A 25,530-nucleotide genomic window follows, 5' to 3' on the forward strand; every position below is an offset into this window, starting at 1 on the left:
GCCGTCGATCAATTCGCCTTGCGGTACAGGTGCACGAAGCGGTCGGTCTTGCCGCGGATCGCCGGATCGAACACGTTCTTGCTGCGATCGTCGGCGGCATTGCGCAGCACCGGAAGTTCCGCTTCCAGGGCGAGCCCGTGCTGCTTGAAATCGGCGATCGCGAACTGCTCGTCGATGCGGTGCAGCGTCTGCGCGGCGCTGCTGCCGGTGCCTTGCTTGGCGCTGTGGTCGACCACCAGCAGCACGCCTCCTGGCTTGAGCGCGCGCGCGATCTGGTCGAGGAACTGGCCGGCATCGATCTTCGGCGGGTCCGGCTTCTTCTCGTCCACCCAGTACAGGTCGTGGTACGACATCACGATCACCGCACCGTCCAGCACGTTCTCGCCCATGCCCAGCGCCTCGCTCGGCCCGACCACGTGCCGCACGTTCGGCAGGCGTCCGTCCGCCAACCGCTTGGCGAGGCCTTCCTTGCCGAACGCGTCATAGCGCTCATCGTTCACCAGCAGCACCTGGCCCTGCGGGCCGACGATGCCCGACAGGATCTCGCTGTAGTAGCCGCTGCCGGCCAGGATGTCGGCCACGGTGTCGCCCGCCTCTAACTTCGCCAGCGCCAGCACTTCGGCCGGCTTGTCGCGCGCATCGCGCTCCCGGTCCTCGGCCGAACGCGAGGAGCTGGCCAGCACCGCGGCGATGTCGGGCGATGGCGACACCCCGCCGCCGCTGGCGCAACCGGACACGGTGGCAAGGGCGATGCAGGAGGCGAGCAGCAGCTGGCGCATGGCGGACTCCGGACGGCGGGGGTCCGCGGATCATGCGCCTCCGGTGGCGCTGGGCACGGGCCGGAGGTCATGGATCGGGTGCGATCACGGCATCGCCGGTGACCTCGGCGTGCGGGGCGGTGGCCCGCACGGCGCGCACCGCTCGACGTCATCCTCCGAGGACAGGGTCAAAGGCGTGGTGCAGCGGATCCCAGGCCGTCGTGCACCGGCCTGCCCTTGGGCAGCGGCAGGATCATCGGCACACGGCGCTGGTAGTCGCGGTAGGTGTCGCCGTATTGCGCGATGAGGTCGCGTTCCTCCAGGAACTTCACTGCCACCAGGATGTAGCCGGTAGTCATCAGCGCGAACAGCAGGTGGCCCAGGCTCATCGTCGGTGTGGCCCAGAATGCGATCAGGAAGCCGAGCATGATCGGATGGCGGACGATCCGGTACAGCGCGCGCACCACGAACGGCGCGTGCGGCGCCGGACCCTGCCCCCGCGCGTGGCGCCAGACCTGGCGCAGGCCGAACAGGTCGAAGTGGTTGATCAGGAAGGTGCTGGTGAGCACCAGCAGCCAGCCGATCGCGGACAGCGCCAGCAGCGCGATCCGCGCAGACGGCTCCTCGACCTGCCAGAGCGCCGGCGTCAACGGCCGCCACTGCCAGAACAGGAGCGCGAGCACCAGGCTGCTAGCCAGCACATAGGTGCTGCGCTCCACCGGCGCGGGCACGATGCGCGTCCACCAGCGCTTGAACGCGGGCCGCGCCATGCCGCTGTGCTGGACCGCGAACAGTCCCAGCAGGGCCAGGTCGATGGCCAGCGCCAGCGGCAGCGCGGTCGGCACGCCGTTGTCGATGTGCTTGGGCACGCCGATGCCGGCGACAAAGGGGATGGCATACAGGAAGGTGGCCAGGAACACCGCGTAGCACGCGGCGCCATACAGCAGGGCAAGCAGGCGGGACATGGGGGATCTCCGGGGACGCGACGGCGCGACAGATGCACCGTCGCCAGATGCCCGCAGTCTGTGCAGCCGGCGCGTTGCGGCCAATGGGAACCTTGTCCCGGTTGCTGACGCCTGCAGGCTGCACACCGGGACAAATGTCCCGGTTTCGGGGCTTCAACCGGACGATTCGGGTGGGTGCTGGCGATGGGCCAGCACGATGGCCTCGGCGCGGCTGCGCACGCCCAGCTTCCGGTACAGGCTGGAGACGTGGTTGCGCACGGTCTTCTCGGCGATGCCCAGCTGCCAGCCGATCTGCGCGTTGCTGCGGCCTTCGCACAGCAGGCGCAGGGCCATGCGTTCGCGTGCGGTCAACGCGGCGATCAGGCCGGCCTCCGCTGCGGCTTCCGCGTCGGCCAGGCCGGTGAACTCCAGCACCGCCTCGCGGAATTCGTTCCAGGCCGGCTCGTGTTCGAGCAGCACATGGTTGTGCGAATCCAGCTGCACGAAGCGGGCGCCCGGGATATGGCTGGCCAGCCAGCGGCCCTGCGACAGCGGCGCGATCTGGTCGTTGCACGAGTGCAGCACGAGGGTCGGCACGCGCACCTGGCCGAGCAGCTCGCGCACGTCCACGTTGCCGCGCGCCTGCAGCAGCGCCCGCGCATTGGCGGCCGAGGTGGTGTTGCGGCACAGATCGTTGAACCAGTCCAGCTGCGGCTGGGTGCCCTGCGGCACGAAGCGCGCGGTGAACAGCTGGCGAAAGGCCGGGTTGTTGCTGCCCCAGCCGATGCCGACCACTTCCATCACTGCCTGGTAGAGCGCGCGCCGCTGCGCATCGTCGGTCTTCAGGCCGCCCACCGCGTAGCCGCCGTACAGGATCAGGTGCGAAACGCGTTGCGGGTGGCGCACCGCGTAGCGGATCGCGGTGGCCGCGCCCTGGCTGATGCCCAGCAGCGCGGCAGGGCGGTCGATGGCGGCCGCGTCGATGACGGTTTCCAGGTCTTCCAGCCAGTGCTCCTGCGCCAGGTCGCCAGCATTGCGATCGGACATGCCGCAACCGCGCTCGTCGTAGCGGATATAGCGGAAGTGCTCGGCGAAGAAGCGGATCCAATGCGCCCAGACCGGGCTTTCCAGGTCGTACTGCAGATGGGTCAGCCAGGTGGCTGCCTTCACCAGCGGCGGCCCGCGCCCGGCCTCGGCCCAGGCCAGCTGGACCTGGTCGTCGGTAAGCACGTAGCGGATGCACTGCTTCATCGCGCGCCCGGGGCGGAGAAGGCGGTCGCAGGATAGCGCGGGTAGGCATGCGCCGACGGAGTTCGGCTATTTCAGCCCCATCGCCTACAGGTCGAGCCTCCGCGCGCCGTCCTTCGCGCTCCCTCCGGCGGTGTCAGGTTCGCCGTAGCCAACCGTTGGGGTTGTAGGTCACGTTGTGTCCGAACTGGTCGCACAACGCCGTGTCGATGGCGTAGGCCCCCTCGTGCCGGGCGAGGAAGTCGGCAACGCCCCGGTTGGGGCCATCCTGGTACTGGCGGTAATGCGCCCCCGATAGCTGCGACACGATGCCGTCCTCGACCACGATGTAGTCGCCTTGCTGCAGGTGCGCGTGGAAATATTCCAGGACCGCCATGGTCTCGGGGTAATGATGGCTGCTGTCCTCGATCACCAGAAGGGGTCGAGCACAGCGCTGCAACAGGTCCGGTGGCAATACCTTGTCGAGGCGCTTTGCGTCGCCTTGCAGGAACGTGATTCGTGGGTCGGTAAAGCGGGCCAATGGCTCGATGTCCACCGACAGGACGGCAGGGTCCGCCACGCCGTGCGCGGTCAGCATGTCGGCAAACCAGAGCGCGCTACCGCCGAACTTCGTGCCGATCTCGATCACCGTGCGCGGCATCAGCCGCGACAGCAACTGCAGGTACAGCGAGATGTCGAACGGGCTCTTGAAGAAGGGCACGTTGCGATACACCGTGCGCATGGTGCCGGCCTGGATGCGGTCGAGGGCATCGGCGCCGATCGCTGAAGCAAAGGCGCGCCCCATCGTGGCTTCTGGTGCGTGTTCGCTCATGCCTTCTTTCCTTGTGCATCGAGTTGCAGGTGGTGCTGCAGGGACACCTGGAGGCTGGGCATGACCGCCGGATGCAGGCGGCCGAACAGGAACGGTAGGCCAGTAGGCCGCGCGTACGCGACGCCGCGCACGCGAACATACTCGTCGTGAAACACGGACCACTTCGATTCTGCGGAGTTGGTCGCGATGCCGCCGTGTACCTGATGGAAGGTCGCCTCGCCCAGCAACAGCGTCACGCAAGCGGCCGGGTCGGCGCATGCGCGCGCCCAGGTATCGAGGTTGACCAAGCCGCCGCCGGGCGCAGCGAATGCCGGGTCGTAACCACCCAGGTCACGCCAGTGGTCGCGACCCAGGAACAGGGCGTTGGTTTCCGATGGGATCGTGAACCATCCATGCGCCGATGAACCGGCAAGAACCGAAATCAAGAACAGCTGGTAGCCATCGGCAATCCAGTCGATGGAATCCAGCAATGCGTCCTCGACCTGCTGGTTGTAGCCCTTGGCCACGCTGCGCATCTGCACGTCGGGACCGAGGTGGAAGGCGAGCGTGCCGATCACCGGGCGTGGGTGCAGCCTGGATGCCTCGAGCGCCGTCGCAACCAGCCGCGGCGATGCCATCCGTGCGCCGTCGATGAGCACGCCCACCAGATCGCCGCGGGCCAACGCCAGGCCATGGTTGATCGCGGACACCGGAGAAGGCGGTGCGTTCGTCATGGTGTGGATGGTTGCGTTCGGACACAGCGCCGTGAGCTGTGATGCGTCCAACGGCTCCGCCGAACCGTTGTCGACGACGATGACTTCGTAATCTTCGGCGCCGATATCCCGCTGGTATGCCGGAGACAGGCTCCGCAGCGTGCGCGGCAACTCGCGCGCCATGTTGTAGGCAATCACCACCAGCGACACGCGCGGCAAGCTCATTCGGCGGCCGTGCCTTTCGCAAGCGCTGCACGCAGCCGGGCTGCGACTGCAGCGCGCGTGGAGCCGTCGCTCCTGCATTGGCGCAATGTCGCCAGCACGGCCGCGACCCGGGCATCGGCTGGATCCATTGCGTCCGTCCGCTCCAGCACTTCGCGCGGCGGTGGCAGCTCCGCCCGGTACTCACGCACGATCGGGTTGTAACGATCCCACAGCACGCGGTTGGCCGGGTCGAGACCGGCGATGAGCAACAAGCCGGTGGGCGATGTATCCAGGGCGATCAGGGTCAGGTCGGGACGCAGTTCCGCCAGGCAGCGTTGCAGCTTCCAGATGTCGCCCGTCCACACGCGGCTGCGCCGGTTGCGCTCGGCCTGCGTCGGATGCGACGGAAGGATGTCGTCGATCACCACTAGCGTACCCGGCCTGGACATCCGCTCGACGTGCATGAAATCCCGAAGCGCGTACTCGAACAGGTGCATGCCATCGATGAACACCAGGTCCGGAGCGTCCGGCATCTCCGTCGCGGCGACATCGCGGAAGAAGTCGTCGCTTGCCAGGCTGATCAGGCGGGTCGTCGGCGGCAACAGTCCATCGGCGACCTCCGGGTCTGGATCCACGCCGATCGCAATGCCTTTTGCCAGCGCAAGGCTGCGACCGTGTCGCACGCCGATCTCCAGGTAGAGCGCCGGTTCCAGCACATCATGCAGACGCTCGAGCACCTGCAGGTAGGACGTACTGCCCTGCACCGCCTCTTCCTCTGGCGTGCCCGGGGGCACATCGACCGGCGCGGTTGCGCGAATCGGTGGCGTATAACCCACCGGTTGCGCCATCTGCTGCCAGGAGAACACGCCCACCAGATCGCGCCATGGCCCGCGTTCGTCGAGCCAGACCTCCAGCAAGTGGCAGCCGGCGTACTTGGACAGGGCCCGGTAGGCATCGGGATAAAAACGGTAGCAGTCGACCGGATAGCGATGGATCGGACCCGCGGACGGCGCGATCAGGAACAGGAAACCATCGGGCTTCAGCACCCGCATCATCTCGGCGAAGCTCAGCCAGAAGAACTCGCAGTGCTCGAGCATCTGCCCGGAAAGCACGATATCGACAGAATGGTCTTCGACCGGGAATCTGTACGGATCTTCCAGCACGATGTCGACGCCACGGCCTTCGGCCAGGTCCACGGTTTTGTAGTGGAACTGTGGATCTGCAAATACCTCGCGGTAGCCGCCATTGACATCCGCACCGCCGACGTCCAGCACTGTCATTTCGCCGCGCGCCCGGAGCACCTTGGGTGGCAGGTAGCGCGCATGGCACCGATACATATTTTCGAGTGAGGACGCGTGCATCAGCAGTTCCGTAGCCAAGGGTCGAGACGCCCATCGGGCGTCTGCAACAAGGAGATAGACCCAGACCTCCTCGATATCGCCGAAGGGCTACACCCCGATCGGGTTGGGCTTCTCCGCGTCGATCTTGTACTGCTTGATCGCGCGCGCGACATCCTTGGCCGTCATCTTGCCTTCGGTCGCAAGTGCGGCGATGGCGGCGTGCGCGATGTAGTAGCGGTCCACCTCGAAGTGGCGGCGCAGGTTGGCGCGGGTGTCGCTGCGGCCGAAACCGTCGGTGCCGAGAACCGTGTACGTCGACGACGGCACGAAGGCGCGGATCTGGTCGGCATAGGCGCGCACGTAGTCGGTGGCGGCGATGACCGGCCCTTGGCGGCCTTCCAGCAGTTCGGTGACGTAGGCCTTGCGCGGTTTCTTCGCCTCGGGGTTGAAGCGGTTGAAGCGTTCGGCGTCGTAACCATCGCGACGCAGCTCGGTGAAGCTGGGGCAGCTCCAGATGTCGGCGGTGACGCCGAAGTCCTTGTCCAGCAGTTCGGCCGCGGCGATGGCTTCGCGCAGGATGGTGCCGGAGCCGAGCAGCTGCACATGCGGCGTGGTGGGTTTCTTCTTCGTGTTACTGCCCTCGCCTGCCGCGGCGGCGGCGCTGCGCGCTTTGCCACCGTTCGCGGGGGAGGCGCTGCCGTTGGCGGAAGTCGAGCTGAGCAGGTACATGCCCTTGATGATCCCCTCGGCCGCGCCTTCGGGCATGTCGGGGTGGGCGTAGTTCTCGTTCATGAGGGTCAGGTAGTAGTACTCGTCCACCTGGTCCTTGAGCATGCGCTGCATGCCGTGCTGCACGATCACCGCGACCTCGAAACCGAAGGTGGGATCGTAGCTGCGGCAGTTGGGAATGGCGCCGGACAGCAGGTGGCTATGGCCGTCCTCGTGCTGCAACCCTTCCCCGTTCAGGGTGGTACGACCGGCGGTAGCGCCCAGCAGGAAGCCGCGCGCGCGCATGTCGGCAGCCTGCCACGCGGAATCGCCGATGCGCTGGAAGCCGAACATCGAGTAGTAGATGTAGAACGGCAGCAGCGGCAGGTCGTTGGTGCTGTAGCTGGTGGCCGCGGCCATCCAGCTTGAGAACGCACCGGCCTCGGTGATGCCCTCTTCGAGCACCTGCCCGGCGGCGTCCTCGCGGTAGAACATGAGCTGGTCGGCATCGACCGGCTTGTACTTCTGGCCCTGCGGCGCGTAGATGCCCAGCTGCCGGAACAGGCCTTCCATGCCGAAGGTACGCGCTTCGTCGGCCACGATCGGCACCACGCGCGGGCCCACCTGCTTGTCGCGCAGGATGATATTGAGCGCCTGCACGAAGGCCATGGTGGTGCTGATCTCGCGCTCGCCGGTGGACTTGAGCAAACGATCGAAGGTTTCGAGCTTCGGCGCCTCGAACACCTGCGTGCTCTTGGGCCGGCGTTTTGGCAGGAAGCCGCCGAGCGCATGCCGGCGTTCCATCAGGTACTCGACCTCCGGCGACTTTTCGCCCGGGTGGTAGAACGGGACCTGGTGGTCGTTGAGCTGGGCGTCGGCCACCGGGATCTTGAAGCGGTCGCGGAAGGCGCGCACCGCGTCGTCGTCGAGCTTCTTGGTCTGGTGGGTCGGGTTGAGCGCCTCGCCCGAGGCGCCCATGCCGTAACCCTTGACCGTCTTGGCCAGGATCACGGTCGGCTGGCCCTTGGTCTTCATGGCGTTGTCGTAGGCGGCGTAGACCTTGTGCGGATCGTGGCCGCCGCGGTTGAGGCGCCAGATGTCGTCGTCGGACATGTTGGCGACCATCGCCAGGGTTTCGGGCGTCTTGCCGAAGAAATGCTCGCGTGTGTACGCACCGCCGAAGGCCTTGCAGTTCTGGTATTCGCCGTCGACGGTTTCCATCATCACCCGCTTGAGCGCCCCGCTGGTGTCCTTGGCCAGCAGCGGATCCCAGTAGCTTCCCCAGACCGTCTTCACCACGTTCCAGCCGGCGCCGCGGAACGCGCCTTCCAGCTCCTGGATGATCTTGCCGTTGCCGCGCACCGGTCCGTCGAGCCGCTGCAGGTTGCAGTTGATGACGAACACCAGGTTGTCCAGGCCTTCGCGCCCGGCCACGGAAATCGCGCCGAGCGATTCGGGCTCGTCGCATTCGCCATCGCCCATGAAGCACCACACCTTGCGGTCGCTCTTGGGCATCAGGCCGCGCGCTTCCAGGTATTTCCAGTTGCGCGCCTGGTAGATGGCGGCGATGGGACCCAAGCCCATGGACACGGTCGGCGTCTGCCAGAACTCGGGCATCAACCACGGATGCGGATAGCTGGACACGCCGCGACCATCGACCTCCATGCGGAAGTGGTCGAGCTGGGATTCGCTGATGCGGCCTTCGAGGAAGGCGCGCGCGTAGATGCCCGGCGAGCTGTGACCCTGCACGTAGAGCAAATCACCCGGGTGATCGTCGGACGGCGCCCGCCAGAAGTGGTTGAAGCCCACGTCGTACAGCGTGGCCGAGCTGGCGAAGCTGGCGATATGGCCGCCCAGGTCGCCCGGCTTGCGGTTGGCGCGCACCACCATGGCCATGGCGTTCCAGCGGATGATCGAGCGGATCCGCCATTCCATGGTCGCGTCGCCCGGCATCTTCGGCTCGAGATGGGTCGGGATGGTGTTGATGTATTCAGTGGTGGGCGCGAAGGGCAGGTGCGCGCCGGCGCGGCGGGTCAGCTCGACCATGCCTTCGAGCAGCTGGTGCGCGCGCTCGGCCCCGTCGTGATCGATCACGGCCTTGATCGATTCGATCCACTCGCGCGACTCGACCGGGTCGGGGTCGTTCTGCAGCAGGTCGCTCAGCCAGTCGTTCATGCGCGCTCCGGGGCCGGGGTTCTACCGGGATCTGGGTCGATGGAGAGCGAGTCTAGCAGCGGCAGGCCGAGGTCCGAATGCTGCAGCGCGATTAATCCGGGTGAAATCCAAAACGTAGAGGCGGCGGCGCTTCCGAGCGCTGCCGGGCCTGGCCGACGCCTCGCCAGACGCTGGCCATCGGGCCAGCCGTGGCGGACGACGCGCGAGGGGAAACGGAGATGCGTCGGCGGCAAAGCGTGACGCCCTGCGTGAACCGGCGTACGCGCCGCCGGTTCGCTTGACACTGCCGGGGGTCGCTTCGATGCTCGGGACGGCGAATTGCATCGGGCGGGCCATGGCGCAGGCGACGGGCTTCGCGGCAACGGCGGTCGTGCCCGAGCGCGATGTCCGGGCCGTGCCCTGGTATCGCAGCCTGCGGTCACGGCTGCTGCTGGGGATGGCCCTGGGCAGCGTCGCGGTGCTGGTCGCGGCGACTCTGATCGTCCAGGCGAGCGCACGCGAACTGCTGCTGTCCCAGAGCCAACGCGAGATCCGTGCGCTGGCCGAACAGACCGCACTGGGCCTGGGCGCGAAGCTGGGCTCAGTGGAGGTGGGCGCGGCCACCCTGGCCGAAGCGGTGCACGGCGTCGGCCATGATCCACGCACGTTCGCCGCGCTGCTGCATGCGGCGGTGAAGGGCGACGTGGATGTCGCTGGAGCAATGCTGATCCTGGAACCGGCCGCGCTCGCGCCGGGCGATCCCGGCTACCACTGGTACGTGCGTCGCGACGGCGAGCGCTTTCATACCCAATCGATGCTCTCGCCCGGTTACGACTACCACGACCAGCCGTGGTGGCGGCGCACCGTCGGACGGGGCGAAGCCTGGTGGTCGGAACCGTATCGCAACGCCGCCACCGGTAACGAAATGTTCGTCACCTACAACCTGCCGCTGCGGCGCGACGATGCGCAGCCCGTTGGCATGGTCAGCCTGGACGTGCCGGTGCGAAGGTTGGCCGCACTGGTCGGCGCGCAGACGCTGCATTCGCCGGTACAACGCCTGGTACTGAGCCCGGAGCGCCTGTACGTCGTGCATCCTTCGCCGGCGCTGGAACTGCGCGTCAGCCTGGATGCGCGCGCCAGGGAAGTCGACAACGGCGCGCTGCGACCGCTGCTGGAAGCCGTGCGCGAACGCCGTCCCGCCAACGTGACTTACTCCGATCCGGTCACCCGCATGCGCCGTATCGCCATGGTCCAGCCGGTGCCGCACAGCGCCTGGACCGTATTGGTCACCGTGTCCGAGCGCTATGCGCTGGACGAACTCTCGCGCAGCACCCGCGCGGTCATCGGCGGCGGTCTGCTGGCCGTGCTGTTGCTCGTGCTGGTGCTGTCGCTGATCGCGCGCCCGATCACCGGGCCGCTGCTCGCGTTGAGCGATTCGGCAGGTCATTTCGTCAGGGGCGACTTCGACTGGCCGCTGCCGCATACCGAACGCAGCGATGAAGTCGGCCTGCTGGCGCGTGCGTTCGATCGCGCGCGCGCGTCGATCCGCGCCCAGCTGGGTGAGATCGAGCGGCTGGCGCGCAGCCGGCAGAAGCTGGAAAGCGAGCTGTCGATCGCACGCGACATCCAATTGGCGATGCTGCATCCCGCACCGGTGCTGCGGCAGGGCGGCCACGTCCTGCGCGCGCATGCGCTGCTGGAACCGGCCAAGGCGGTGGGTGGCGACTTCTACACGTTCTTCGCCCGCGACGGCCGGCAGTTGTGGTTCGCGATCGGCGATGTCTCCGACAAGGGTGTCCCGGCGGCGCTGTTCATGGCCCGCACGATCACCGTGATGGAAGTCGCGGCCGGGCTCGGCGGTACGCCCGAGCAGGCATTGCGCGCGGCCGCATCGCGGTTGGTCGAAGGCAACGACACCTGCATGTTCGCCACCGTGCTGTGCGGGCTTATGGACGTGGCCAGCGGCGAACTGCAGCTGGCGAGCGCCGGACACGAGTCTCCGGTCCGGGTGCATGCCGACGGCCGCCGCGAATTCCTGCCGGTGCAGGCGGGCCCGCCGCTGGGACTCGAGATCGCGGATCACTATCCGGTCTGGCGAGGCCGGCTACAGCCGGGCGACGCCCTGCTGGCCTACACCGACGGCATCAGCGAGGCCTTCGACACTCGCCAGCAGGCGTTCGGGGAGGAGCGCCTGCTGGACGCGTTGCTCCCGGACGCAAATCCGCAGCAACTCTGTACCGCGCTGGCCGGAGCGGTGCGCGGCTTCGTCGGCGGCGCTGGGCAATCCGACGACATCACCTTGCTCGCACTATGCTGGTCCATCGACGTCGAAGGGAGTCGGTGATGCGACTGAAGATCTCGGTGCCGAACCGGCGCGAGCACCTGGGCGAACTGCTCGATGCAATCGACCGCGCGCTGGCCGAGCACGCGATCGCCGCGAACGCCCGCGGCGATCTGCGCCTGATCGTAGAGGAAGTGGCGAGCAACGCGATGGACCACGGCCTGGACGCTGGCGAGCGCGGGCCACAGCAACAGATCCTGGTCGACATCGCACGCTCCGGTGCACGCCTGCTGGTCGAGTTCCGCGATACCGGCCGGCCCTTCGATCCGTTGTCGGCGCCAAAGCCGGACCTGGACGCCGGCACCCTCGACCGACGGATCGGCGGCCTGGGAGTGCACCTGGTCCGCAGCCTGGCGGAAAGCGTCAGTTACACCCGTGAAGAACCGTACAACATCCTGCGCGTGGTGTTGCCCGCGCACTGACTGGAAGGAGCGTCGCCATGAATCTCCGGATCCGCATCGAGCCTGCCCGCGCGGGCAGTTCGCGCGTCGCCCTGGATGGTCGCCTCGATACCCATACCTTCGGCGAGTTCGACCAGCGGTTGGCACCGCTGCTGGCTTCCGACATCCACTCGCTGGTGCTCGACCTTGCCGGCCTGGAATACATCAGCTCGGCCGGCATCCGCTCGATCTTCAAGGCGCGCAAGGCACTAGCGGCACGCGACGGCAAGGTATTGGTGGTCAACCCGCAGCCGCAGATCCAGAAGGTCTTCGACCTGGTCAAGGCGGTGCCGATGGGCGAGATCTTCGCTTCGACGGCAGAAGCGGACGCCTACCTCGACGCGATGCAACGCAAGGTCCTGCGTGGCGACGACGAGGACGGCAACGACAGCTATTAGCGCTGTCCTGCGAGCGTGCGCGGCGTCCGAGCCAACCCGCCTCCGCATGAAGTCCTCGGGGTCGAGCCTTCAATGCTTGCCATTTGTTGCAGGCGGTGTCACTGGCATGAGCAACCGCCCAGCATCTGCTACACGCTCGTGGAAAAAAACGACCGGAACAAACGACCGGGGCATTGCGCGCCACGCACATCGCGAACATCGATGGGTATCAATCATGCCGCGCAACCACCGCACGCGCAGTTCTAGATGAGCAAGCATGCGACGCGGTGTAACCGTTTCCAACTTGTAACGACTTGTGCTGCGACGCAACACAAAACACAGCAAAAATTAATAAAAATAATGACTTAGGCTTGTTCTGGCTCATGTTGACAACGCTGTCAATCGACGCTCCAATGCGACCACGACGCGACGGCCGTGCGCGTCGCGTTACGGCAACAACAAAAAAACTTTCGCGCGATTCGGGGAGAACGATCGATGAAGCCACGCCAGGTGATGCCCAGGCAGCGACTGCTCGTGTCTGCACTGCTGCTTGCATTAGGGCAGCCTGCTTACGCACAGGTCGCCGAAGAACCGCAGACGGATCCTTCCGCGACTGCGAGCGATAGCGCTTCGCCGCAAACCGCGACGGCGACCGACGATCCGACCGAGCTCGACGCGGTCGTGGTCACCGGCATCCGCGGAAGCCTGACCTCGTCGATGAACCTCAAGCGCAACTCGCAAGGCGTGGTCGACGGGATCGTCGCCGAGGACATCGGCAAGTTCCCCGACACCAACCTGGCCGAATCGCTGCAGCGCATCAGCGGCGTGTCGATCGACCGCTCGCTCGGCGAAGGTTCCAAGGTCACGGTGCGCGGCGTCGGCCCCGACTTCAACCTGGTGCTGTTGAACGGGCGGCAGATGCCGGCCTCCAGCCTGGGCGGTGGCGGCGCCGGCGTGTCCAACTCGCGCGCATTCGATTTCGCCAACCTGGCTTCGGAAGCGATCTCCGAAGTCGAGGTCTACAAGACCAGCCGCGCCAGCACCCCGACCGGCGGCATCGGCGCGACCATCAACATCAAGACCGCGCGCCCGCTGGACAACCCGGGCTTCGTCGGCAACGTGGGCCTGAAGGCGGTTCACGACACCTCCAACGAAAACCTGCCGGACACGCTGCAGGGCAACACGCTCACGCCGGAAATGTCGGCGATCTTCAGCAACACCTTCGCCGACGGCAAGTTCGGTATCGGCGTAAGCGCGAGCTACCAGGAACGCGACTTCGGCTTCAGCCAGGTCGCGGTCGGCAACGGCTGGCGCGGCCCGTTCCGTGGCGACGAGAACAACTGGGGCACGATCCCGCAACCGGGCGCGCCGGGTTCTGAGAACATCACCAACCGACCCGATCCCACCGACATCTACTCGGTGCCGCAGAACCTCAACTACAACGTCAACGGCGTGCAGCGTCAGCGCACCAACGGCCAGCTGGTCATGCAGTGGGCGCCGACCGACCGCATCACCACCACGCTGGACTACACCTACTCCGAGAACAAGATCCAGCAGCAGCGCAACGAGCTGTCGGTGTGGTTCAACTTCGGCCCGTCCGAGAGCGCTTGGACCGACGGTCCGGTGGCGGCTCCGGATTTCTACTCGGAAATCATCGATCCGAACGGCGCCCCGTCCGACCTGTCCATGGGCGGTGCGCGTTTCGCCACCCGAAACGAGAACGAGTCGGTGGGCTTCAATGTCGAATGGGAAGTGACCGATTCGCTGGATCTGAACTTCGACTATCACGATTCCACCGCCGAATCCCGCCCCGATAGCCCCTATGGTTCGGCCGGCGTACTCGGCGTGGCGGCCTTCGTGCGCGGCACCACGTCGGTCGATTTCAGTGGCGACTTCCCGGTGCTGAACGTGCAGCTGCCGACCGGCCTGACCGCGGTGCAGCCCTCGCAGGCGCTGGTGACCGGCTCGGTGTTCCACAACGCCTATACCAAGTCCGAGGTCGAACAGGGCCAGGTGCGCGGCAAATGGGAGTTCGGCGACTACTCCGCGCTGGACTTCGGCATCTCGAGCACCGAGGTCAACAACCGCACGGCCTACGGCTTCATGCAGCGCGACACCTGGGGCGGCGTAGGCACGCCTGCGGACTACGAGGACAACATCTGGTCGGTCGACACGATCGGCCAGTACTTCGACCAGTTCTCCGGCCACAACGATCCGGGCTTCACGGACACTTTCCTGCTGTTCGATTTCGAGCGCCTGCGCGATCGCGCCGCCGAGCTGACCGGACGAGAGGACTGGTACCGCGCGCCCGACGCGTACAGCCGCGACCTGCGCACCAACGAGAAGTCGCAGAGCGCCTATGTGCAGTGGTCGACCCGCTGGGAAACCGCGATGCCGATCAATGCCGCGGTCGGCGTGCGCTACGAGAAGACCGAGGTGGAATCCTCAGCGCTGGTGCCGATCGCGACCGCCATTTCCTGGGGCGCCGCGAACGAGCTCAACGTGATCTTCGGCGAACCCGGCTTCACCACGCTCAAGGGCGAATACGACTACGTGCTGCCCAGCGTGGACCTGAGCATGGAGCTCACCGACAGCATGGTGCTGCGCGGCAGCTACGGCGAGACCATCGGCAGGCCGGGCTGGGCCGACATCCAGGGCGGGCAGACCCTGGACCAGATCGTGCGCGTGGACGGAGGCACCGGCAACCAGGGCAATCCCGCGCTCGAGCCGCTGCTGTCGAAGAACTTCGACCTGTCGTTCGAATGGTATTACGCCGAATCGAGCTACCTGTCGGTCGGCTATTTCCGCAAGGACATCGACAACTACATCGGCGTCACCCAGGTCCAGGACACGCCGTTCGACCTCCACACCCCGGTGGGCGGCGCGTACTGGAACGAGGCGATCGCCAGCGGCTGCCCGACCTCCGATGTGGTCTGCATCCGCAACTTCATCTTCGAAAACCACGACGGCGACCCGGGCGTGGATGCGACCGGCGTGGACAGCACGGGCAACTTCACCGGCACCATCGTCGGCCAGCCGGGCGACCCGATCGCGAACTTCCGCATCACCTCGCCCGCCAACCAGCGTTCGGCCGAACTCGACGGCTGGGAATTCAACGTCCAGCACGTGTTCGGCGAAACCGGCTTCGGCTTGGCCGCCAACTACACCATCGTCGATTCCGACCTGACCTACGACAACTACGTGGTCGGAGAGCAGTTCGCGCTGGAGGGCCTGAGCGATTCGGCGAATCTGGTGGCGTTCTACGACAAGGGTCCGTGGCAGGTGCGTGCGGCCTACAACTGGCGCGACGAGTTCCTGTCGGGCCGTTTCGACGGCGCGGGTCCGAACCCGAACTACACCGAGGCCTACGGCCAACTCGACCTCAGCGTGGGCTATGCGGTAACCGACCAGTTCTCGATCCAGTTCGAGGGCATCAACCTGACCGATGAGACCCAGCGTATCCACGGACGTCACCAGAACCAGGTGCTGTTCGCCACCCAGACCGGCCCGCGCTACGCGTTGGGTTTCCGTTACAAATTCTGATGGTGGGCGCGGCACGCGCCGCGCAGCAGGAGAAGCCGCTGGAACCCAGCGGCTTCTTCGTTTGCGCCTATGCTTGCCGTGCGACCGTCCTGCGCTGGAGTTCCCCGGTTGGCTGATGCAGTGCGCCACATCGTGATCCTGGGCGGCGGCTCGGCCGGCTGGCTGACCGCCGCGATAATTGCGGCCGACCATGACACCGCCTCCGCAACGGGATTGCAGGTCACCCTGATCGAATCGCCGGACGTGCCTACCATCGGCGTGGGCGAGGGCACCTGGCCGACGATGCGCGACACCCTGCGCCGGATCGGCGTGTCCGAGACCGACTTCATCCGCGAATGCGACGCAGCATTCAAGCAGGGCTCGAAGTTCGTGCGCTGGACCACGGACCGCGACGACGACAGCTACTACCACCCGTTCGTGCTGCCGCAAGGCTATCTCGACACCAATCTGGTTGCCGGCTGGCTGGCGCACCGCGACGTGCCGTTCGGCGAGCTGGTGAGCGTGCAACCGCACCTGTGCGAGGCGGGCAAGGCGCCCAAGCAGTTCTCCACGCCCGAATTCGCCGCGGTCGCCAACTACGCCTACCACCTGGACGCGGGCAAGCTCGGCGTGTTCCTGCGTAACCACTGCACCCAGCGCCTGGGCGTGCGCCATGTCGCCGACCATGTCAGCGAGATCGACGTGCACGAGAGCGGCGACATCGCCGCGCTGCGCACCCGCGACCACGGCGCGATTGCCGGCGACCTGTTCGTCGACTGCAGCGGCATGCGCGCCCTGTTGCTGGACGGGCATTACGGCATCGGCCCGGTGGCGGTGCGCGATGTGCTGTTCAACGACCGCGCGCTGGCGCTGCAGGTGCCCTACCCCACGGCGGAGGCGCCGATCGCCTGCCAGACCGTGTCCACCGCGCAGCGCAACGGATGGATCTGGGACATCGGCCTGCAATCGCGGCGCGGCATCGGCCACGTGTATTCGAGCGCGCACAGCAGCGACGAGGACGCGGAAGCCGAGCTGCGCCGCTACGTGCGCGATGCCGGTTTAGCCGAGCAGGACCTGGTGCCGGTGCGGCTGGGCTTCGAACCGGGCTATCGCTCGCAGACCTGGCATCGCAATTGCGTGGCGGCGGGACTGGCGAGTGGATTCGTGGAGCCGCTGGAAGCCTCCTCGCTGGTGCTGGTGGAGCTGGCCGCGACCATGCTCAGCGAGCAGATGCCGGCCACCCGCGACACCATGGACAGCATTGCCCGGCGCTTCAACGACGCCTTCGCCTACCGCTTCGAACGCGTGGTCGATTTCCTCAAGCTGCACTACGTGCTCAGCCAGCGCGACGATAGCGACTACTGGCGCGACAACCGGCGCGCCGAGTCGGTTCCGGAGCGGCTGCAGGAGCTGCTGGCGCTGTGGCGGCATCAGCCGCCCTCGCGCTACGACCTGGACCGGGTCGACGAAGTGTTCCCTTCGGCCAGCTGGCAGTACATCCTGTATGGCATGGGTTTCGTTCCCGAGCAGCGCGCAACCACCCGGCGCAGCGACGAGGTGCAGCGCGCCGAGGGTCATTTCGGCGAGGTGGCAGGGCTGACCCGCAAGATGCTGGCGGCACTGCCCGGGCATCGCCAGATGCTCGACCACGTCCGCCAGCGCGGCATGCCCCGCATCTGATCGTCGTCCTACCGTTTCGGAAACCGCACATGGCGCAGCACGTCCCGCTCAACAATATCGACCACGCCCGATTGCGCGTCATCGCCGCGCGCGGCGCCGCTTACGGGGACGCGGTGATGTATGCGGTGACCTTTCCAGCCGAGCTGCGCAATGTGCAGGCCTGTTACCCGATCGTGTTCCAGAAGACCGCCGATGGCGGCTTCCAGCCGCTGGCGCTGTTCGGCTTCACCCCGGGACAGAACCTGTTCCTGGACGGCGAGCGCTGGGACGCGCCCTACATCCCGCTCGCGATCGAGCGCCAGCCGTTCCTGATCGGGCGCGAGGGCGAGGAGCTGGCGATGCACGTCGACCTGGAGAGCCCGCGGATCGGCACCGATTGCGGCGAAGCGCTGTTCCTGCCCCATGGGGGCACCAGCGCGTTCCTGGAGCGGATGAATTCCGTGCTGCGCGCGCTGCACGAGGGCCTGCAGGCCACGCCCGCCTTCATCGATGCCCTGCTGGCGCACGACCTGCTCGAGTCCTTCGTGCTCGACATCCAGCTCGACGACGGATCCGAGCACCGGCTCGCCGGCTTCTACACCATCAACGAGGAGCGCCTGCGCGCGCTGGACGGCGCGGCGCTGGAACGGCTGCACCGGCAAGGGCACCTGGAGCCGGTGTACATGGCGGTGGCGTCGCTGGCGCACCTGCGCGACCTGATCGACCGGGTCAACCGACGCCATGGCCGCGACGCCTAGTCCGGTCGCCGAACGCGCGGACATCGATCCGCGCGCCCTGCCCGACGCGTTGCTGCATTCGGGGCAGCCGGTGGTGCTGCGCGGGCTGGTGGCGGACTGGCCGGTGGTGCGCGCCGCGCGCGATTCGCCGCATGCGGCCTGCGCCTATCTCGCGCGCTTCGATCCGGCGCGGATGCCGGTGGTCGCCACGGTGGGTCCGCCCGAAATCGGCGGCCGCTTCTTCTACAACGCCGACATGAGCGGCTTCAATTTCAGGCAACAGCAGGTACCGCTGCGAGTGGCACTGGACACGTTGCTGAAATACCTCGAGCAGGACGCGCCGCCGGCGATTTACATCGCGTCCACCTCGCTGGAGAGTTTCCTGCCCGGCTTCCGCGCCGAGAACGACCTAGACCTGGGCGATCGCAATCCTCTGGCCAGCATCTGGATCGGCAACCGCACCCGGATCGCCGCGCATCAGGACGTGCCGGACAATCTGGCCTGCGTGGTGGCTGGCCGCCGCCGCATCACCCTGTTCCCGCCGCAGCAGCTGCGCAATCTCTACATCGGCCCGCTGGATCTCACTCCGGCCGGACAGCCGGTCAGCCTGGTCGATTTCGCGGCGCCGGATTTCAACCGTTTTCCCCGGTTCGCGCAGGCGCTGGAACACGCGCAGGTGGCGGAACTGGATGCGGGCGATGCGCTGCTGATTCCGAGCATGTGGTGGCACCACATCGAGGCGCTGGAAGGCTTCAACGCGCTCGTCAACTACTGGTGGCGGCAGACGCCGGAATGGATGGACACGCCGATGAATGCGCTGATGCTGGCGCTGATGACCGTGCGCGACCTGCCGGCGGACCAGCGCGCGGTGTGGCGCGACGTGTTCGAGCACTACGTGTTCGAGGCCGACGATGCCACCGCCAACCACATTCCGGAATCTGCGCGCGGCGCGCTCGCGCCGCTGGACGCCGACGCCGTGCGCCGCCTGCGCGCACGCCTGCTCAAACGCTTGAACCGCTGAAGGAATCCAACGTGAGTGAACCCGCAGTCGACGACACCGTGCACGCGCCGATCCGGCGGGTGGTCATCGCCGGCGGCGGCACGGCCGGATGGATGGTGGCCGCCGCGCTGTCGAAGACATTGGGCAAGGTGCTCGACATCACCCTGGTCGAATCCGACGAGATCGGCACCGTCGGCGTCGGCGAAGCCACAATCCCCACGTTGGTGACCTTCCACCGGATCCTGGAGATCAACGAACAGGAATTCATGGCCGCCACCCAGGCCACGTTCAAGCTCGGCATCAGCTTCGAGAACTGGCGCGACCTGGGCCGGCATTACATCCATTCCTTCGGCATCACCGGCAAGGACCACTGGACCGCAGGCTTCCAGCACTTCTGGCTCAAGGGTCGCGAGCGCGGCCTGGCGGGCGACTACGGCGACTACTGCCTGGAACTGAAGGCCGCGCTCGAGAACCGCTTCGCGCACCTGCCGCGCGGCGGCATGAACTACGCCTTCCACATGGATGCCGGGCTCTACGCCAAATTCCTGCGCAGGTTCAGCGAAGGCTATGGCGTGCGCCGGATCGAGGGCAGGATCGCGGAAGTCGTCGCCGATCGCGAGTCGCAGCGCATCCAGGCGCTGCGACTCGACTCGGGCGACACGATCGACGGCGACCTGTTCATCGACTGCACCGGCTTCCGCGGGCTGCTGATCGACAAGACCCTGGGCGCGCAGTGGGAAGATTGGTCGCAATGGCTGCATTGCGACAGCGCGATCGCACTGCAGACCTCGTCGGTGGGCGATGCGGTGCCGTATACCCGCTCGATCGCACGCGATGCCGGCTGGCAGTGGCGCATTCCGCTGCAACACCGCGTCGGCAACGGCATCGTCTACGGCAGCCGCTTCATCGACGACGAGCATGCCCGGCAGACCCTGCTCGGCAATGTGCAGGGCGAGCTACTGACCGAACCGCGCGTGATCCGCTTCCGTCCTGGTCAGCGCCGCCGCACATGGACCGGCAACTGCGTGGCGATCGGCCTGGCCAGCGGCTTCCTCGAGCCGATCGAATCCACCAGCATCCACCTGATCCAGCGCGGCGTGCTGCGGCTGCTGCAGCTGTTTCCGTCCGCAGGCATCAGCCAAGCCGACGTGGACGAGTACAACAGGCAGACCACCTGGGAAATCGAACACATCCGCGATTTCATCATCCTGCATTACCACGTCACCGATCGCCAGGACACGCCGTTCTGGCGTACCTGCCGCGAAATGGATGTTCCGTCGTCGCTGCGCCATCGGATCGAGCTGTTCCGCGACAGCGGGCGCGTGTTCCGCATCCCCGATGAGTTGTTCGCGGAGAACTCGTGGATCCAGGTGATGCTCGGCCAAGGCATCGTGCCGCGCACGCGGCATCCGGTGACCGAACTGATGGGGGATGCCGAACTGTCGAAGTTCCTCGGCGACATCCGCGCGCATGTCGACCGCACGGTGCGGCAGCTGCCCTCTCACCAGGCGTATGTCGGGACCTATTGCCCGGCCGCCGCAACGCCCTAGGCCACCGCGCCCGGGGCCGGTGTTCACGCTACTCGTCGCGCATCAGCCTGCCGGTGGCGTCGAGCCGCTGCGCCTTGCGGATCTGCGCCTCGACCGCGGCGATCGCGGTCATGTTGATCACCCGGCGCACGGTGCTGGCCGGCGTGAGGATGTGCGCCGGCTGGTCCAGGCCCATCAGGATCGGGCCCAAGGCGACGCCATCGGTCATGACCCGGACCATGTTGTAGGCGATGTTGGCCGCATCCAGGTTGGGCATCACGAACAGGTTGGCGCGGCCGGTGAGCGTGGTGTGCGGGAACATGCGCGTGCGCAGGCCCTCGTCCCAGGCGGTGTCGGCCATCATCTCGCCATCCACTTCCAGCCGTGGCACACGCTTGCGCAGGATCTTGTAGACCTGGGCCATCTTCTGCGCGCTGGCATCGGTATGGCTGCCGAAGTTGGAGTGCGACAGCAGCGCGACCTTCGGCTCGATCCCGAACAGCTTGAGCCGGTAGGTCGCCTGCAGGGTGGCCTCGGCGATCTGTTCGGCGCTGGGATCGAGCTGCACATGGGTGTCGAGGAAGAACCAGATGCCGCGATCGTTGATCACCCCGGTCATCGCCGCGGTGCCGGTGATGCCCTTGTCGAAGTCGAACACGCTGCGCAGGTAGCCGAGCTTCTTGTGGTAGCGGCCGACGATGCCGGTGATCAGCGCATCGGCTTCGCCGCGTTCGACCATCAGCGCCGCGATCAGGGTGGGCCGGGAGCGCAGCAGGTTCTTGGCCGCCGCCGGGGTCACGCCGCGGCGTTCGGTGAGGGCGTGGTATTGCTGCCAGTATTCGTCGAAGCGCGGGTCCGAGTTGATATTGGTCAGCTCGAAGTCCACGCCCGGACGCATGCGCAGGCCAAGGCGCTCGATGCGCTGCTCGATCACGTCCGGCCGCCCGATCAGGATCGGCGAGGCCAGCTGCTCGTCGATGATCGTCTGCACCGCGCGCAGCACCACTTCCTCCTCGCCTTCGGCATACACGATGCGCTGGCGTTCGGCGCGCGCGCGCTCGTACACCGGCTTCATCACCAGGCCGCTGCGATGGATGAACTGGCCCAGCTTCTCGCGGTAGGCAGCCACGCTGTCCAGCGGCCGCAGGGCGATGCCCGAATCCATCGCTGCCTCCGCCACCGCCGGCGCGAGGATGGTCAGCAAGCGCGGATCGAACGGGCGCGGGATCAGGTATTCCGGGCCGAAGCACGGCACGTCGCCGCCGTAGGCGCTGCCCAGGTCGGACGATTCCATCCGCGCCAGCTGCGCGATCGCGCGCACGCAGGCCAGCTTCATCGCTTCGTTGATCTCGGTGGCGCCCACGTCCAGCGCGCCACGGAAGATGTAGGGAAAGCACAGCGCGTTATTGACCTGGTTCGGGTAGTCCGAACGGCCGGTGGCGATGATGCAGTCCGGGCGGACGCGCTTCGCGTCCTCGGGCAGGATTTCCGGATAAGGATTGGCGAGCGCGAGGATGATCGGTCGCTCGGCCATCGTCGCGACCATCTCCGGCTTGAGCACGCCGCCGGCGGCCAGGCCCAGGAAGATGTCGGCGCCCTCCACGATCTCGGCCAACGTGCGCTTGTCGGTGTCGCGCGCGTAGCGCGCCTTGTCCGGGTCCAGGTGCGGGCGACCGGTGTAGAGCACACCCTCGCGGTCCACCGCCAGGATGTGCTCGGGCTTCATTCCCAGCGCCACCAGCATGTCCAGGCAGGCGATGCCCGCCGCGCCGGCGCCAGCGGTGGCCAGGGTCACTTCTTCGATCTTCTTGCCGACCACTTCCAGCGCGTTGAGCACCGCGGCGCCGACGATGATCGCGGTGCCGTGCTGGTCGTCGTGGAACACCGGGATCTTCATCCGCTCGCGCAGTTTGCGCTCGACGATGAAGCATTCCGGCGCCTTGATGTCCTCCAGGTTGATGCCGCCGAAGGTCGGTTCCAGGCTGGCGATGATGTCGACCAGCTTGTCCGGATCGTGCTCGTCGATCTCGATGTCGAACACGTCGATCCCAGCGAACTTCTGGAACAGCACGCCCTTGCCTTCCATCACCGGCTTGCCGGCCAGCGGGCCGATATTGCCCAGGCCGAGCACCGCGGTGCCGTTGGATACCACCGCTACCAGGTTGCCGCGTGCGGTGTATTCGCTGGCACAGTTGGGATCGGCGACGATCGCCTCGCAGGCGTAGGCCACACCCGGGGAATAGGCCAGCGCCAGGTCGCGCTGGGTCAGCATCGGTTTGGTCGCCGTGACCCGGATCTTGCCCTTGGGCGCGGTGCGGTGGTACTCGAGCGCCGCCTGCTTCAGGTCGTCCTGCCTGGATGGGTCTTGCGGGGGCTGGTCGGACATCGGGCCGGATCGCGATGAAGGGCCGTTGATTCTAGCGGCTCGGCCGTTTACGCCTGCCGCGATGCGGTAATCCTGCAGGAGCGCCACTTTGGCGCGAGGCATCCGCCTTGTGGCGGGGCGTGTCTGTCCCAGCCCGCTGCGGCGGCTCGGGAGCAGCCGCAGCGGGCGGCTGATCGCGGCGCCCTACACGTCGAAGTCGGGCGCCTCGGCCGAGACCTGGTCCAGCCGGATCCGGTTGGCGAACAGCGAGAACGCCAGCATCCCGGCCAGTCCGTTCGCACGCGCGACCCATTCGGGCAGCCAGCGCGGCGGCGCGATCACGCCCGCGTCGGCCAGCGGCTGCAGGCGACGTACGTCGCCGAGGGTCATCTTGCCGGCGAACAGCTGCCGGCACAGCTTGAGCTTCTGCTCGCGCAACGCCCAGCGGAAGAAGGTATGGACGCCGATCAGCCCGCGCAGGTAAACGGTGTCCTTGGTGAAAGCGGACCCTCCAGTGAGCGGGACGCCGCGAAACACCCGCTGGGCCGACGAGAAGCTTTCGGTCTCGTTCTGTCCGGCGTCGAGGAAATAGCGGAACACCTGGATGAAATCGGCGCCGTCCAGCGCCATCGCGATCGCCTCGATGCGCAGGCTCACGCGCTTCATGCGCTCGATGTCGATGCTGCCGGTGATCTGCTCGGCAAACGTGGCCAGACCTTCCTGGGTCGCGGTCGTGCGCGGCGAGGCCAGCGACATGCTCGCCAGCACCGGCTGCTCGCGGCCGTTGAGCGCGGTGAGCGAATGCACGAAGGCCTCGTGGTGCAATAGCTGGTGGCGGTCGTAGTCGGAGAACGCGGCGCCCGCGCGCAGGCGGATGCGGGTGGCGCCCGCGGCGGCCTTGGCGATCATGCCCGGGTCGATCACCACTTCGATCAGGCGCGCGTTGAAGAAGCTGTCCAGCGCGGCCTGCAGCTGCAACTGCAGCGACGTGGCCGAGACCGCCACCTGCTCCGACGGCGCCAGCAGCTCGCGATCCAGTTCGTTGGCCAGGGCGATGAAGTGGCGTGCGGCTTCGCGGGTGCTCGGGCCGTTGCCGGGCAAGGCTTCGTCGGGGCGCCCGAACAGGGCCTCGGAATGGCTGCGTACCTGCGTGGTGCCCAGCACTTCCAGCAGCGCGGCGGCGGTGGACCAGCTGCGCGCCGATTCGATCAGGTAGATCCCGAGCGGGTGCTGCGGATCGGCCGCGGCGCTGACCGCGTCCAGTTCGCGCCGGGCCTCGGTGAAATCCAGCTTCGGATAGTCCACCACCGGCAGCCGCGGCCGGCCGGCATTCCAGCTGTCCAGGAATGGCGCCTGCAGCGAGACCGGCCAGCTCGCCAATTCCAGCAGGCGGATGCTGCGCGCGACCTTGACCATGCGCGCGTCCAGCGCGGCGTGGTGGGCGATCTCGGGTGCGAGCTCGGCCATCAACCCCGCTCCTTCCCCCGCTCATGGGGAAGGGAGTCAATCTCAGTGCCGTCCATACTTGTCGTCGAGGCGCTTGTTGAGCGCCTTGCCCTGCACCCGCGCGTCGGCCTTCTGCGCCAGCCGCGTCGCCAGCTGGTTGGCGGCGCCGGCGACCTCGTCGCGCAGCTTGAGGTAGTTGGCGAAGCGATCCGGGTCGAGCGTGCCGGCCTGGATCGCCGCGCGCACCGCGCAACCGGGTTCGCCGGCGTGCCGGCAATCGCGGAACCTGCACTGCTCCGCCAGTGCTTCGACGTCGGCGAAGCTCTCCGCCACGTTCTCCTCGCCGGTCGGCTTGAGCTCGCGCATGCCGGGCGTGTCGATCAGGCAGGCGCCGGACGGCAACGGGATCAGCGCGCGATAGGTGGTGGTGTGGCGCCCGCGCGCGTCGCTTTCACGCACCGTGCTGGTCTTCATCTTCTCGATGCCGAGCAGGGTGTTGGTCAGCGTGGATTTGCCCGCGCCTGAAGAGCCGACCAGCACCACGGTGCGGCCCGGCTGCAGCCATGGCGCCAGCGCATCCACGCTCGCCAGATCCTTGGCGTTGAGCGCGATGACCGCCACGCCCTGGGCCGCGATGTCGGCCAACGCTTCGCGCGCGGCCTCCGCATCGCTGCCCTCGCGATCGGCCTTGGTCAGCACTACGACCGGAGTGGTGCCGCTCCCGGCGATCAGCAGCAGATAGCGCTCGATCCGGCGCGGGTTGAAGTCCGCATCCAGGCCACACACGACGAACACGGTGTCGATGTTGGCCGCGATCAGCTGCTGCTTGTAATGCTCGCCCGCCGCGCCGCGCTTGATCGCGCTGTGCCGCGGCAGCAGCGCCACGATCCGTGGTTTTCCCGACGGTTCGCCTTCCACCAGCACCCAGTCCCCGACGGCAGGGCGCTGGTCCGGTGGCGTCTTTGGACGCTGCCACTCGGGCAGTGATTCGGCCGGATAGCCCGCATCGGGCGCCTCGGTGACGATGTAACCCGAGCGATGCTGTTCCATCACCCGCGCGACGCGCGCGGTGGGATGCGCCGCAATCATCGCCCGCCACTGCGCATCCTCGGCCTGGTCGGCGTAGGGCCAACCGATGGCGCGCAGCGATGTCACGGGATGTTGCGCATATGGACGTTCCCAGGGCGGGCGTGGCGGCCAACGCCGCTCGCAGGCGCGTTCGTTTCGATGGCCTGGCCACATCTTAGCCCTTGTG

Annotated in this window: 18 protein-coding genes; 8 read left to right on the forward strand and 10 right to left on the reverse strand. The window is 67.0% G+C overall.

The window, feature by feature from the left end:
• Positions 1–8: 8 nt before the first annotated feature.
• The 7 genes from MC380_RS13015 to aceE form a co-directional block, all read right to left on the reverse strand.
• Positions 9–779 (reverse strand): hypothetical protein, encoded by a 771-nt coding sequence (locus MC380_RS13015; RefSeq protein WP_242101774.1) that lies wholly within the window; start codon positions 777–779, stop codon positions 9–11.
• Positions 780–946: 167 nt separating this feature from the next.
• A complete protein-coding gene (gene mddA / locus MC380_RS13020) occupies positions 947–1,723 on the reverse strand; it encodes a methanethiol S-methyltransferase (RefSeq protein WP_242165243.1) in 777 nt (258 codons plus the stop codon).
• A 153-nt stretch (positions 1,724–1,876) separates the two neighbouring features.
• Positions 1,877–2,953 carry an alpha/beta fold hydrolase gene (locus MC380_RS13025; protein WP_242165245.1) on the reverse strand — a complete coding sequence of 359 codons (1,077 nt, stop codon included), beginning with the start codon at positions 2,951–2,953 and terminating at the stop codon, positions 1,877–1,879.
• A 133-nt stretch (positions 2,954–3,086) separates the two neighbouring features.
• Entirely contained in the window at positions 3,087–3,761 is a 675-nt protein-coding gene (locus tag MC380_RS13030) for a CmcI family methyltransferase (RefSeq protein ID WP_242165247.1), read from the reverse strand.
• Entirely contained in the window at positions 3,758–4,663 is a 906-nt protein-coding gene (locus MC380_RS13035) for a glycosyltransferase family A protein (RefSeq protein WP_242165249.1), read from the reverse strand. The genes MC380_RS13030 and MC380_RS13035 overlap by 4 nt, the downstream gene beginning before the upstream one ends.
• 11 nt (positions 4,664–4,674) lie before the next feature.
• Entirely contained in the window at positions 4,675–6,018 is a 1,344-nt protein-coding gene (locus MC380_RS13040; RefSeq protein WP_242165251.1) for a methyltransferase domain-containing protein, read from the reverse strand.
• 87 nt (positions 6,019–6,105) lie between these two features.
• Positions 6,106–8,880, reverse strand: coding sequence for a pyruvate dehydrogenase (acetyl-transferring), homodimeric type (gene aceE / locus MC380_RS13045; RefSeq protein WP_242165253.1), 2,775 nt, complete (start codon positions 8,878–8,880; stop codon positions 6,106–6,108).
• A 334-nt stretch (positions 8,881–9,214) separates the two neighbouring features.
• Here aceE and MC380_RS13050 point away from each other — a divergent pair, with 334 nt between their 5' ends.
• The 8 genes from MC380_RS13050 to MC380_RS13085 all read left to right on the forward strand — a co-directional run bounded on the left by MC380_RS13050 (position 9,215) and on the right by MC380_RS13085 (position 20,485).
• Positions 9,215–11,203, forward strand: coding sequence for a SpoIIE family protein phosphatase (locus MC380_RS13050; protein WP_242165255.1), 1,989 nt, complete (start codon positions 9,215–9,217; stop codon positions 11,201–11,203).
• Entirely contained in the window at positions 11,203–11,622 is a 420-nt protein-coding gene (locus tag MC380_RS13055) for an ATP-binding protein (RefSeq protein ID WP_242101779.1), read from the forward strand. The genes MC380_RS13050 and MC380_RS13055 overlap by 1 nt, the downstream gene beginning before the upstream one ends.
• Before the next feature lie 17 nt (positions 11,623–11,639).
• Positions 11,640–12,038, forward strand: coding sequence for an STAS domain-containing protein (locus MC380_RS13060; protein WP_242101780.1), 399 nt, complete (start codon positions 11,640–11,642; stop codon positions 12,036–12,038).
• Positions 12,039–12,512: 474 nt separating this feature from the next.
• Positions 12,513–15,560 carry a TonB-dependent receptor gene (locus tag MC380_RS13065; protein ID WP_242101781.1) on the forward strand — a complete coding sequence of 1,016 codons (3,048 nt, stop codon included), beginning with the start codon at positions 12,513–12,515 and terminating at the stop codon, positions 15,558–15,560.
• Between the two features lie 108 nt (positions 15,561–15,668).
• Positions 15,669–17,219, forward strand: coding sequence for a tryptophan halogenase family protein (locus MC380_RS13070; RefSeq protein ID WP_242165257.1), 1,551 nt, complete (start codon positions 15,669–15,671; stop codon positions 17,217–17,219).
• A gap of 29 nt (positions 17,220–17,248) precedes the next feature.
• On the forward strand, positions 17,249–17,956 hold the full coding sequence (locus MC380_RS13075) for a SapC family protein (RefSeq protein WP_242101783.1): 708 nt from the start codon (positions 17,249–17,251) through the stop codon (positions 17,954–17,956).
• The gene (locus MC380_RS13080) at positions 17,940–18,956 is read left to right on the forward strand and encodes a cupin-like domain-containing protein (RefSeq protein WP_242165259.1); all 1,017 of its coding nucleotides are present in this window, start codon (positions 17,940–17,942) and stop codon (positions 18,954–18,956) included. The genes MC380_RS13075 and MC380_RS13080 overlap by 17 nt, the downstream gene beginning before the upstream one ends.
• An 11-nt stretch (positions 18,957–18,967) precedes the next feature.
• A complete protein-coding gene (locus tag MC380_RS13085; protein WP_242165262.1) occupies positions 18,968–20,485 on the forward strand; it encodes a tryptophan halogenase family protein in 1,518 nt (505 codons plus the stop codon).
• Positions 20,486–20,513: 28 nt separating this feature from the next.
• Here the strand turns inward: MC380_RS13085 and MC380_RS13090 are convergent, their stop codons facing one another.
• The 3 genes from MC380_RS13090 to rsgA all read right to left on the reverse strand — a co-directional run bounded on the left by MC380_RS13090 (position 20,514) and on the right by rsgA (position 25,430).
• On the reverse strand, positions 20,514–22,850 hold the full coding sequence (locus tag MC380_RS13090) for an NADP-dependent malic enzyme (protein ID WP_242101786.1): 2,337 nt from the start codon (positions 22,848–22,850) through the stop codon (positions 20,514–20,516).
• Positions 22,851–23,033: 183 nt separating this feature from the next.
• Positions 23,034–24,296: a flavohemoglobin expression-modulating QEGLA motif protein gene (locus MC380_RS13095; RefSeq protein ID WP_242101787.1), complete on the reverse strand. Its 1,263-nt coding sequence runs from the start codon at positions 24,294–24,296 to the stop codon at positions 23,034–23,036.
• A 42-nt stretch (positions 24,297–24,338) separates the two neighbouring features.
• Complete coding sequence (gene rsgA, locus MC380_RS13100) at positions 24,339–25,430, reverse strand: ribosome small subunit-dependent GTPase A (protein WP_242101788.1); 1,092 nt, start codon at positions 25,428–25,430, stop codon at positions 24,339–24,341.
• Positions 25,431–25,530: the final 100 nt, after the last annotated feature.

This window comes from Lysobacter sp. M15, from assembly GCF_022662515.1.
GTDB lineage: Bacteria > Pseudomonadota > Gammaproteobacteria > Xanthomonadales > Xanthomonadaceae > JAKPBU01.

What these genes read in the sequence shown, in the direction of transcription:
- MC380_RS13015 (WP_242101774.1), bottom strand. Translation starts at nt 779, where the DNA reads ATGCGCCAGCTGCTGCTCGCCTCCTGCATCGCCCTTGCCACCGTGTCC.
- mddA (WP_242165243.1), bottom strand. Translation starts at nt 1,723, where the DNA reads ATGTCCCGCCTGCTTGCCCTGCTGTATGGCGCCGCGTGCTACGCGGTG.
- MC380_RS13025 (WP_242165245.1), bottom strand. Translation starts at nt 2,953, where the DNA reads ATGAAGCAGTGCATCCGCTACGTGCTTACCGACGACCAGGTCCAGCTG.
- MC380_RS13030 (WP_242165247.1), bottom strand. Translation starts at nt 3,761, where the DNA reads ATGAGCGAACACGCACCAGAAGCCACGATGGGGCGCGCCTTTGCTTCA.
- MC380_RS13040 (WP_242165251.1), bottom strand. Translation starts at nt 6,018, where the DNA reads ATGCACGCGTCCTCACTCGAAAATATGTATCGGTGCCATGCGCGCTAC.
- aceE (WP_242165253.1), bottom strand. Translation starts at nt 8,880, where the DNA reads ATGAACGACTGGCTGAGCGACCTGCTGCAGAACGACCCCGACCCGGTC.
- MC380_RS13050 (WP_242165255.1), top strand. Translation starts at nt 9,215, where the DNA reads ATGGCGCAGGCGACGGGCTTCGCGGCAACGGCGGTCGTGCCCGAGCGC.
- MC380_RS13055 (WP_242101779.1), top strand. Translation starts at nt 11,203, where the DNA reads ATGCGACTGAAGATCTCGGTGCCGAACCGGCGCGAGCACCTGGGCGAA.
- MC380_RS13060 (WP_242101780.1), top strand. Translation starts at nt 11,640, where the DNA reads ATGAATCTCCGGATCCGCATCGAGCCTGCCCGCGCGGGCAGTTCGCGC.
- MC380_RS13065 (WP_242101781.1), top strand. Translation starts at nt 12,513, where the DNA reads ATGAAGCCACGCCAGGTGATGCCCAGGCAGCGACTGCTCGTGTCTGCA.
- MC380_RS13075 (WP_242101783.1), top strand. Translation starts at nt 17,249, where the DNA reads ATGGCGCAGCACGTCCCGCTCAACAATATCGACCACGCCCGATTGCGC.
- MC380_RS13080 (WP_242165259.1), top strand. Translation starts at nt 17,940, where the DNA reads ATGGCCGCGACGCCTAGTCCGGTCGCCGAACGCGCGGACATCGATCCG.
- MC380_RS13090 (WP_242101786.1), bottom strand. Translation starts at nt 22,850, where the DNA reads ATGTCCGACCAGCCCCCGCAAGACCCATCCAGGCAGGACGACCTGAAG.
- MC380_RS13095 (WP_242101787.1), bottom strand. Translation starts at nt 24,296, where the DNA reads ATGGCCGAGCTCGCACCCGAGATCGCCCACCACGCCGCGCTGGACGCG.